The sequence below is a fragment of the Massilia genomosp. 1 genome, from assembly GCF_011682185.1.
GTDB lineage: Bacteria > Pseudomonadota > Gammaproteobacteria > Burkholderiales > Burkholderiaceae_D > Telluria_A > Telluria_A rubra.
In genome coordinates this window covers 1-10,168 of the sequence record NZ_WHJF01000153.1, presented here as the reverse complement: position 1 = coordinate 10,168, position 10,168 = coordinate 1, and the positions used below count along the sequence as shown (strand labels likewise).

Below are 10,168 nucleotides of genomic sequence, written 5' to 3'. Positions count from 1 at the left end.
TCTGTCCAGCGGCGCGATCCTGTTGCCAACGCATCACCTAAAAGGCGAGAGTAAACCTCAAACCAGCCCAGGTTACAAGTGCCATCGCAAGTACTTGAATGTAAACAGATTTTTCAGGCATCGGCTGAGCTGCTCAGAGTTGTGTATAACGATATGATGTATAGCACCGAGACTTTACAGCCTTCTTACTCCGCGACGATGGAATTTGTTAAAGAGCCCAGCTTGATCCCGTGCTCATGCGACGAGTGCGACTGGTCCGACGTAGCCGCAGATTTGGCGGAAATTGGCGATGCGTCACTTACGCCCCCATATTTTCCGGCCCTGTTTCAAGTCAATTTCTTCCAATAAAAGATTCCCGCAGCGATCCATCATCGTCACAACGAGCATCAATTTATTCCTTGAGTTTTCCAATCGAAACATGACACGCTCACGCCATGCTCTGTCGTGTTGAGGCCGCCTCACGTGGGCGCCCGGCAAGCCGTTCACATCCGGTTCACATGGCGCGCGCTATCGGACATGCCATTCGATAACGGAGGCGCCAATGATCAAGACGATGTTACGCGGCGGGGCATGGCTGGCCTCCACCCTGGTGTTACTCGCCGCTGCCGGTTATGTTTACTACCGCAGCCTGGCGCTGGACGAGCTGCCCAAGGCCAATCCGCAGGCCAGCGTGGCCGACCTGGCCTACCTGAAGCAGGCGGTGGCGCAGAAACGCGGGCGCATCCTGGCCGTGGTCAGCAGCGCCGGGCGCGGCGGCCCGGCCATGAAGCGGGCCGGCTACGAGCTGACCGAACTGGCGCGTGCCTACTACGTGTTCCAGGTCAATGGCTACGAGGTCGATATCGCCTCGCCCCAAGGCGGCAAGCCGCCCGAAAGAATTGACCCCGACGACATGGGCGAGACCGACTACGCCTTTCTCAACGACCCTGCCGCGCAGGCCAAAGTGCTCAATTCGATGGCGCTTGCGGACGTCGATGCGCGCCGCTATGCGGCCGTGTGCTTCGTCGGCGGCAAGGGCGCAATGCACGACTTGCCCGACAATCCGGACGTGGCCCGCATCGTCAACGAGGTCGCCATGCGCGGCGTGGTCGGCGCGGTCTGCCACGGGCCGGCGGCATTGTTGGGCGTTAAGCGGGCCGACGGCAAGGCGCTGCTGGCGGGGCGCCGCATGACCGCTTTCACCAACGAGGAAGAACTGTTCCTGGTGAAGGATGCGCGCACGCGCTTTGGCTTCCTGCTCGAAGAGCGCGCCACGGCCGAAAGAGCGCGCTTCGTGGCCGGCCCCAAGTACCTCGACAACACCATCGTCGACGGCCGCCTGGTCACGGGGCAAAACGCCTGGTCCACCTGGTCGGTGGCCGAAGCGATGGTCGCCGCGCTGGGGTATCGCCCGGTGGCGCGCGAACGCAGCGCCGAGGAGATCAGCGTGCGCCTGCTGGCCACCTACCACCGCGCCGGCCTGGACGCGGCGCGCGCCGAACAGGCCGCGCTGCCGCGCTTTGATAAGATGCTGGTGCTGGTGCTGATGCATTCGGTGCTCGCCGCCATGCAGTGGCGCGCGGCCGATGCCGTCAAGCTGCAACGCCTCGCCAAGGGATAAGGACCCGCATGCCCCTGCATATTCTCGTCGTCGAAGACCATGCGATGCTCGCGCAAAACCTGGCGGACGGGCTGGCGCTGCACGGCCACAGCGCCGATTTCGCCCACAACGGCGAACTGGGCTTGCAGCTGGCGCCGGAGAACCACTACGACCTGATGATCCTCGACCTCGGCTTGCCCGGCATCGACGGCCTGGAAGTATGCAGGCGCCTGCGCGCCCGCCTGACGCGCCGCATGCCGGTGCTGATGCTGAGCGCGCGCGACGCCTTGCACGACAAGCTCAGTGGCTTCGACAGCGGCGCCGACGATTACCTGGTCAAGCCGTTCGCGCTGGAAGAACTGCTGGCGCGCTGCAAGGTGCTGGCGCGCAGGCATACCCTGCACCAGGAGCACACGCTGGCCATCGGCAGCTTGCGCATCGACCGCCAGGCGCAGGCGGTGAGCCGGGAAGGGCGCTCGCTCAAGATCAATCCGGTCGGCTACCAGATCTTGCTGGCGCTGGCCGAGGCGCATCCGCGCGTGCTGACCGGCTCGGAGCTGACCCGGACCTTATGGCGCGACGCGCCGCCCGACTCCGACGCCCTGCGCACGCATCTGTACCAGCTGCGCCAAAGCCTGGACAAACCTTTCGGCAGCGCCATGTTGCTGACCATGCACGGGGTCGGGTTCAAGCTCGACGCGCTGGCGTGAAGAGCGGGCATTCGCTGCGCCGCAGGATGATGCTGGCGTTCGCGCTGTTCGCGCTGGCCACGGCCGCGTGTTTCAGCCTGTTCAGCGTGCTGTTCGTGTATGCGGTCGAGGACAGCTTTTTCGACAACCTTCTGCGCCAGGAGGCCGCGCACCAGCAGCGGCGCTGGCAAGCGTCGGGCAAGCTGGCCGCGCCGCTGCGCGGGAACGTCAGCGTACACCGCCGCCCGGACACGTTTCCGGCCGACCTGGCGCGCCAACTGGCGGGGCCGGCCCGCAGCGGCGAATTCTTCGGCGAGCAGGGCCGGCATTATCATGTACGCAAGTTCGACCTCGGCGCCGCCCCGGCCTATCTGGTGGCCGAAGTAAGCCGCGACCTGGTGGTGCGCCCGCGCCTGCCATTCATTCTCGGCTTCCTGGGCCTGTCGACGCTCGCCATCCTGGTCGTGACGCTGGCGGTCGGCTACTGGCTGGCGCGGCGCGCCACGGCGCCCTTGACGCCCCTGGCGCTGCTGGTGGCCGCCGCGCAGCCGGGCCGGCTGCCGCAGCGCTTCGCGCAGGATTTTCCGGATAACGAAATCGGCGCGCTGGCGCGCAAGCTGGACGAGGCGATGGCGCGTATCGCCGCCTTCATCGAGCGCGAGCAGCAGTGTACGCGCGACGCCAGCCACGAATTGCGCACGCCGCTGGCGGTGATCGAAGGCGCGGCGCAATTGCTGGCGCAGCAGCCGATGCCGGCGCAGGCGGCCGACCAGTTGCGGCGCGTGCGCGGCGCGGCGGCGCACATGGCGCAGACGGTGGCGACCTTGCTGTCGCTGGCGCGCGAGGAACTCGGCGCCTCGGTGGCCGAGCCGGTGGCCTTGCTGCCGCTGGTCGAAAGCGCGGTCGTACAGTTTGCCCATCTGCTCGACGGCAAGGCGGTCGAGGTCAGCGTCGAGGTGGCGCCCGGCACGCTCGTCGAGAGCCACCGCGCGGCGCTGGCGATCCTGCTCTCTAACCTGGTCGGCAACGCCTTCGGCCATACCCGCCAGGGCGAGATCCGGATTTACATGGACGGCGCCAGCCTGGTGCTGGCCGATAGCGGGCCCGGCATCGCGCCGGCCCTGCGCGAGCGCCTGTTCGAGGCGGGCGCCAAAGGCGAGGCCAGCGCCGGTGTGGGGCTGGGCCTGTCGATCGCACGCCGGCTCGGCGCGCGCGTCGGCATCGATGTGGCGATCGACAGCGCCGCCGGCGGCGGCACCCGCGCCCGCCTTTCGTGGGCGGGCCCCCATTAGGGTAGCGCCCGCTCGCATGCGTTCGAGCAAGACGACAGGCGCGCTTATCGCATGTTTCCAACAGCAAGACACATTTCGCACGCACCCAGTTCGCATTTTCTTGTGTGTTTCCGCCAGCCGCCGTACACTGGTTTTTCAGTTGGTGCATGGAAACTATTCCAGCTGACCTTGCTGTTCCAGGTGATCACCCACATAAAGGATACACAATGAAAGCGCCTGCCTTCGTACTGCTCTCCCTCATGATCGCCAGCCTGGCCGGCGGCGCCGGCGCCGGGGAGGTGCTGGAAATCTCTGGCGGCACCACCCCGCAGAAAGATGTGCTCGAGCCGCGCGCGGCGGACATCCTCAAGGCCACCGGCGTGGAGATCAAGGTCAACGGCGTAGGCACCGGCAACGGCATGGTCGCCCTGGTCGACGGCAAGGTCAGCGTGGCGGCGGTCGGCGACACCCTGGCCGACTCGATCGAGGCGGGCAAAAAGGCCGCCAAGGCCGCCAGCAAGGACATCAAGATTCCGGACAACCTGGTGTTCACGCAAATCGGAACGGACGAGCTGGTTGTCATCGTGCATAAATCGAATGGCGTCACGGCGCTCACCAAGGCCCAGCTCAAGGATATGGCAACCGGCAAAATCACCAACTGGAAAGAAGTCGGCGGCGCCGACCTGCCGGTCAAGGTGGTGGTGACCAAGGCGGGCATGATCCCGAGTTTGGTGTTCCAGAAAACCATCATGGACGGCGCCGAGTACGTCAAGGGGGCGCTGGAAGCGCAGTCGCCGCGCGAAGTAATCACCTGGGTCTCGCGCACGCCGGGCGGCTTCGGGCCGGCGGCCGACGTGCATGTCAAGGCCGGGGCGGGCGACAGCAAGACCATCGGCGCGCCTGCCATGTCGCGTCCGCTCGGGCTGGTCACCATCGGCGCGCCCACGGGCGCGGCCAAGAAGCTGGCCGACTACCTCAAAGTGAAGTAATTCCCCCAACCTTGCCGAGCCCCCGCCCATGTTATACAACGTCAATATCAGCACCCGCCTGATGATCCTGACCGGCACCTTGCTCACCGCGCTGGCCGTGGTGGGCCTGGTGGCCCTGCGCGGATTATCCGCCAGCAATGAGAGCATGCGCACCATTTATGAAGACAGCACCGTGCCCCTGGTCAGCCTGGGCGAGGTGCTGGGCGACATGTATCGCTCGCGCACGCTGGTGATCGGCGGCATGGGAGCAGAAAACTCGGAGACGGCCGAACTGTCCTACCGCGAGGTGGCGAGCGTCAACGCCAAGTTGAAGACGAGCCTGAACAGCTACAAGCGCTCGCTGCAGTCGAGCGATGCGAAAGCCCAGGCCGACGTCTTCGAAACAGCCTGGGAGCAGTATGCCGCCGCCGGCGACAAGGTCATCGCCCTGGCCAAGAGCGGCGACTACGAGGCGGCCAGCGCCCAGCTCAAGGTCGACTCCGAAAAGAAGTTCGAAGCGGCCCGTTCAGCCCTGCTGACCCGCATGGTGCGGCAAAAGGGCGAAGCCCAGGCCGCCTTTGCGGCCGGCGACAAGTCGAGCGCGACCACCCGCACCTTGATGCTGGCGACCCTGGGCCTGGGCCTGGTGCTCGGTGCGTTTCTGTCGTACATCGTGATCGATTCCATCAAGAAACCCTTGCGGCGCGCGGTCGAAGTGGCGAACCGGGTCGCCACGGGCGACCTGAGCGAACATATCGAAGTAACCTCCACCGATGAAACCGGCCAGTTGCTGGCGGCCCTGCGCGACATGGACGCCAGCCTGGAAAAAACCATCGGCAAGGTGCGCGAGGGCTCGGACCGGATCGTCACCGCCTCGCTCGAGATCGCCAGGGGCAATATGGACTTGTCCGGCCGCACCGAACAGCAGGCCAGTTCGATTGAAGAGACCAGCGCTTCGATCATGGACTTGACCGACACCGTCCGGCGCAACGGCGACAATGCGCGCCAGGCCAACCAGCTGGCGCTGAGCGCCTCCGAGGTGGCGGAAAAAGGCGGCGCCGTGGTGTCGGAAGTGGTCTCGACCATGCGTTCGATCAACACGTCCTCGCGCCGCATCGTCGACATCATCAGCGTCATCGACGGGATTGCCTTCCAGACCAATATCCTGGCCCTGAACGCGGCGGTCGAAGCGGCGCGCGCTGGCGAACAGGGGCGCGGCTTCGCCGTGGTGGCCTCCGAGGTGCGCAACCTGGCGCAGCGCTCGGCGGCGGCGGCCAAGGAAATCAAGACCCTGATCGAAGATTCGGTCGACATGGTCGAAGCCGGCACCCGCCTGGTCGACCAGGCCGGCACCACCATGAACAATGTGGTGTCCAGCGTGCAGAAAGTGACCGACATCATGAAAGACATCGTGTCGGCCAGCCAGGAGCAGACCGCCGGGATCGAGCAGATCAACCAGGCCATCATCGAGATGGACCAGGTGACCCAGCAAAATGCCGCGCTGGTCGAGCAGGCCGCCGCCGCCGCCCAGTCGATGCAGGAAGACGCGGCCGCGCTGGCCCAGGTGGCGCAAGCGTTCAAGCTCAGCGCGATCGCGACGCCGCCAGTGGCGGCGCGGGGCGTGCTGACCTTGTCGCGCTAACCGTCACGGAGCGGCGTTTGGCGCTTTGGCGCGCGCCGACAGCACGATGGCGCTGACGATCAGCGCCGCCCCGGCCAGCATGCGCGCTGACGGCTGTTGCGCGAACAGCCACCAGGCGCAGGCGATCGCGTACACCGGTTCGAGCGCGATGATCATGCCCGCGCTACGGGCGTGCAAGCGTTCCAGGCTCTTGACGAACAGGTAGTGCGCCAGGCCCGTGCAGAACACCCCCAGCAACGCCAGATATAGCAAGTCCAGCCAGTCCAGCCAGTCCAGCCGGGTCGGCGCGCCCAGGCTGGCGGCAGCGAAGGGCGCCACGGCCAGCGCGACCACGAGGTTTTGCCAGAACGCGAGCCCAAGCGCGTCCATCGCGCGCGCGGCGCGCCGGTTGGCTACCGCCAGCAGCGCGAACATCAAGCCCGACAGCACGCCCCACAACAGGCCGGCGGTGCCGGCCGCGCCCGCATCGAACGAGGGCGTGACCAGTACCAGCCCCAGGGTGACCAGGGTCAGCAGGATCGCTTCGGCGCTGCCGATGCGCTCGCGGAACACCAGCATGTCGAGCAGCGCGATGAATGCCGGAAAGCTGGCGAAACCCAGGGTGGCCATCGCCACGCCGCCGACTTTCACGGCGACGAAAAAGCTCACCCAATGGGTGGCCAGCAGCAGGCCGGTCACGACCAGCATGCACAGCTTGTAGCGGTCCAGGCCGCGCAGCAGCGGGCGCTGTCGGGCCAGCGCGAACAGGGCCAGCGCGGCCAGCGCGAACGCCGCCCGGCCGAACGTGATGACGGTGGCGTCGGCGCGGATCAGGGCGCCGAAGACGCCGGTCAGGCCGAACAGGAGCGCTGCGCTATGGGCCATCGTCAGCGCGCGGCGATGGGCGCTCAAGAACGCGGGCCGGCTTTGAGCAGCGTCCACGCGAACGGCGTGTCGGCCACGGTGGGAATGGCGCTGCGCACGTTCAGCTGCGGCAGGTCGCCATCGAGGCGTTCGGCGCACAGGGCGAGCAGGTAGCCGGGCGCCGGGCGGAACTGCCAGAAATGCCAGCGTTCGGCATCGTCGCCCAGATCGGCTTCGACCGACAGGCGCACCTGGCGCTCGTCGGGAAAGTGGAAGCTGAAGCGGTCGAGCGGAATCGACAGGCCCATGCCGCGCGCCTTGATGTACGATTCCTTGAAGGTCCAGTACTCGAAGAAACGGTCCTGGCGGCGTTCGGGCGGCACCGTGGCCAGTTCCGCCACTTCCACCGGCGAGAAAAAATGCTCGGCAATGCCATCCGAGACCTGGCGCGTGGTCAGGTTCTCGACATCGACCCCCAGCACCCGCTCGCGCGTGACGGCCAGGGCGATCAGGCCGCGCGTGTGCGAAAGGTTGAAGCTGAGCGTGCGCGCCTGCGCGTGCTCATTGGCGATGGCGGGGCGGCCGTAGGCATTTGGCGTGAAGATCCAGTCGGCCGGCGCCAGCGGGGCGTAGCGCGAGAGCACGGTGCGCACCAGGGCGCGCGTGGCGAGGTAGCGCAGGCGGTCGTCCGCGAAGTGAAAGCGCAACTGCTGCGCGCGCTCCGCTTCGTTCAGCAGGGCCAGCAAGGCCGCCAGCAGGGCAGGGTCGGCGATATGCTGGTAGAAGACCAGCCAGATATCGATGTGCCCGGCGTCGAGCGGCATGGCGGCGTCAGGCGCGCCGCCGGGAGGGCTTAAACTGTCTGGTGTCATCAGTTGCGCTTGCGCTGGCGTGTTATGGGGCTCGGAGAACTGGTGCGAGCCCGGCAATTGGGGAGGCCCCAAGTCTAGCAGACCTATCAATAAGAAATATTGACACTTTTGCATTTTAGGCGCAATATGGCATGCTTCGCCGAAGGGTAAAGGACGTTGAAAATCCGTCCGGTATCGGTTGGTTTGCGATGCAAGTTGGCAGCCGCGTGCAATGGGATTGTCTTGCTTTCCCACGGCAGCGAAGCGGACAACGATGGTGACGTCAACTCTCCAATTCAGGCACAACTCACGATGCTGCATCACGTTAACCACGCGAGTTTCTCGCTGCCGGAGAAGCTCAAGGACAGGACGACGCACACCTTCGTGTCTTTCGACGACGAGGCAGGCGAATTTAGCGTCGTGATGTCACATGCGCACGCGCACCCCGAAAATACGCTTGCCGATTTCGCCGACGATCTGATTGCCGGACGAGGCAAAGCCATGCCTGATTTTAGCCTGCTCGCATCGATGGAGCGTACGCTTGCCGGCAGGCCTGCGATTGAGCTTACGTATCGCTGGCGCAATGGATTTACATGGCTGCATCAGCGCCAGGTTTTTACCCTTGTGCCTGGCGTTGAACAGGGGGATCAGCAAGCGCTGCTGATAACGGCAACCTGTCCGCCGGAATTTGCCGGCAAGTGGCATGCCACTTTTGAAGCCATTCTCGGCAGCGTCAAGCTGCGCGAACGGCCGGAGGCTGTCGCCATCGCCCCGGCGATCAATGTGTCGACCGTCTTTGCGTTACGCGCGGGCCGGCGCATCTTGCATGCTTTTGCAAGTCGGGAGGACGCCTGCCTCAACACCGACGCTGGCCAAGTGCAGGAGGACGCATGGCGATTTTTCGATGCGGCGGGCAAACCATTGCACGCCAGGTTTGTTGCGCCGCGCGCGTGGTGGCGCAAGCCTGACAAGTATGTGCTTGAGATGCGGCCGGCGCATCTCGTGCCGTCCTTGCGCGACCAGCTCCAACATGCAGAGGCAGTTGTGTGCCATGCACCCTTCGTCGGGCTATCCAGCATTGCTGAGGTCCGTACCACGCTCGACAATTTAACGACGGAGTAAAAGCATGCCTGCTGCAGCACGATTGGGTGACTTGATCGGCCACGCCCCACCGATACCGCCGGACGCGAAAGGCGCAGGTGGTCCCGCTGCCCCGCCGACAGGATTGATCATCGGACCCTGCTCAGGCAATGTGTTCACCAACGGAATTCCCGCAGCGCGAGCCAGCGTCGACCTGACGGTGTGCTCGCTCCATCCGCCAGTACTGCTGCCGATTGCGAGCGGGAGCTCGAATGTGTTCATCAATGGTTTTCCTGCTGCCCGCCTGGGTGATTCGATCAAATGCAGTGCGATTATTGTCACTGGCTCGGGCAACGTGTTTATTGGCGGCGGCGGGGGTGGCAGTGTCCAGACCAACCTGATCATGCCGGCAGGCGTGACTGCGCCGGTGACGCTCCAGTCCCTTCTGGCGGCGGACGCCGGTGCTGCCAGCTTATTGCCGGCTCAATCCAATGACTTGCTCAAGGCATCGCAGAATGCAGTTGCAGAGTTTAACGCGGAAATGAGAGCTTACAATGCAGGCTTGCTTGAAGGGCAAAACGAGTCCGGGGGAGGGTGGGCGGATTCTCGCCAGCCGGATCGAATTCCTCTGACCAGCGTTCAACGTGAAGTCGCCAATGCTAAAAATACCGTGGATAATCTGACTTCGCGCGAAGGGTGGTCTGCCGTTGGTTCGGTCTTGAAGGAGGCATTGAATAACACTGGTGGCTTGAATGGAATGGGGCGGGATGGGCAGTATTGGAAAGGGCCTGGGACAACAGAGGCGCAGCGTTCAAGTGCTTTCAATACGCTGGTGGCGGTGCCGGCTATGTTTCAGAAGGAGCTCGATGTCATCGCGTTCACGACGATGGTGCCGGCTGGGCTAAGTACTTCTGCGATGAATCGATCGACGCCGTTTACCAACAGATTAATGGAAAGCGTCAGCGAGGAAGGCAGGAGACTCATCGCAAGGGAAGAGGTGCAATTTCGTGCTGTGGCCGCCGCCGGATATGAGGACTTGAACAAGGTCTCGCCGAACTATCAAAACATTTATAGCGGGCGCCAGGAATTCCCCGGCGTTGAATTTATCGACCGCACAACGCGTAACCGTTCACGTCCCGGACGGAATCGGCGGCAGCGAGGGTGTGGCGACGCCCTTTCTGGCGGCGGCGATCACAGTGGCGATGTAGACCCAGGAGGAAACGGCCCGCTTGCGGCAAGTCTCGA

9 protein-coding genes are annotated in these 10,168 nt (G+C 64.6%); 7 read left to right on the top strand and 2 right to left on the bottom strand.

Annotated features, from left to right (window positions below):
* Positions 1 to 541: 541 nt before the first annotated feature.
* From F1735_RS31015 to F1735_RS37965, 5 genes are all read left to right on the top strand, one after another.
* The gene (locus F1735_RS31015) at positions 542 to 1,600 is read left to right on the top strand and encodes a type 1 glutamine amidotransferase domain-containing protein (RefSeq protein WP_167240538.1); all 1,059 of its coding nucleotides are present in this window, start codon (positions 542 to 544) and stop codon (positions 1,598 to 1,600) included.
* A gap of 8 nt (positions 1,601 to 1,608) precedes the next feature.
* Complete coding sequence (locus tag F1735_RS31010; protein ID WP_167240537.1) at positions 1,609 to 2,289, top strand: response regulator transcription factor; 681 nt, start codon at positions 1,609 to 1,611, stop codon at positions 2,287 to 2,289.
* Positions 2,286 to 3,560 carry a sensor histidine kinase gene (locus tag F1735_RS37970; protein WP_167240535.1) on the top strand — a complete coding sequence of 425 codons (1,275 nt, stop codon included), beginning with the start codon at positions 2,286 to 2,288 and terminating at the stop codon, positions 3,558 to 3,560. Before F1735_RS31010 ends, F1735_RS37970 begins: the two co-directional genes overlap by 4 nt.
* A gap of 206 nt (positions 3,561 to 3,766) precedes the next feature.
* Positions 3,767 to 4,528, top strand: coding sequence for a substrate-binding domain-containing protein (locus F1735_RS31000; protein WP_167240533.1), 762 nt, complete (start codon positions 3,767 to 3,769; stop codon positions 4,526 to 4,528).
* Positions 4,529 to 4,556: 28 nt separating this feature from the next.
* Positions 4,557 to 6,149: a methyl-accepting chemotaxis protein gene (locus F1735_RS37965; protein ID WP_167240531.1), complete on the top strand. Its 1,593-nt coding sequence runs from the start codon at positions 4,557 to 4,559 to the stop codon at positions 6,147 to 6,149.
* A gap of 3 nt (positions 6,150 to 6,152) precedes the next feature.
* On the opposite strand, the gene F1735_RS30990 is transcribed toward F1735_RS37965, so the two are convergent.
* Positions 6,153 to 7,013, bottom strand: a complete 861-nt coding sequence (locus F1735_RS30990; RefSeq protein ID WP_167240529.1) for a DMT family transporter — start codon at positions 7,011 to 7,013, stop codon at positions 6,153 to 6,155.
* 23 nt (positions 7,014 to 7,036) lie between these two features.
* Positions 7,037 to 7,864, bottom strand: coding sequence for a 4'-phosphopantetheinyl transferase family protein (locus F1735_RS30985; protein ID WP_167240527.1), 828 nt, complete (start codon positions 7,862 to 7,864; stop codon positions 7,037 to 7,039).
* 156 nt (positions 7,865 to 8,020) lie between these two features.
* On the opposite strand from F1735_RS30985, the gene F1735_RS30980 reads away from it, so the two are divergent.
* Positions 8,021 to 8,965 (top strand): DcrB-related protein, encoded by a 945-nt coding sequence (locus tag F1735_RS30980; protein WP_167240525.1) that lies wholly within the window; start codon positions 8,021 to 8,023, stop codon positions 8,963 to 8,965.
* 4 nt (positions 8,966 to 8,969) lie between these two features.
* Positions 8,970 to 10,168 (top strand): PAAR domain-containing protein (locus F1735_RS35895; RefSeq protein ID WP_222853128.1); only part of this gene is annotated, 1,199 nt, incomplete at its 3' end.

What these genes read in the sequence shown, in the direction of transcription:
- F1735_RS31015 (WP_167240538.1), top strand. Translation starts at nt 542, where the DNA reads ATGATCAAGACGATGTTACGCGGCGGGGCATGGCTGGCCTCCACCCTG.
- F1735_RS31010 (WP_167240537.1), top strand. Translation starts at nt 1,609, where the DNA reads ATGCCCCTGCATATTCTCGTCGTCGAAGACCATGCGATGCTCGCGCAA.
- F1735_RS31000 (WP_167240533.1), top strand. Translation starts at nt 3,767, where the DNA reads ATGAAAGCGCCTGCCTTCGTACTGCTCTCCCTCATGATCGCCAGCCTG.
- F1735_RS37965 (WP_167240531.1), top strand. Translation starts at nt 4,557, where the DNA reads ATGTTATACAACGTCAATATCAGCACCCGCCTGATGATCCTGACCGGC.
- F1735_RS30990 (WP_167240529.1), bottom strand. Translation starts at nt 7,013, where the DNA reads ATGGCCCATAGCGCAGCGCTCCTGTTCGGCCTGACCGGCGTCTTCGGC.
- F1735_RS30985 (WP_167240527.1), bottom strand. Translation starts at nt 7,864, where the DNA reads ATGACACCAGACAGTTTAAGCCCTCCCGGCGGCGCGCCTGACGCCGCC.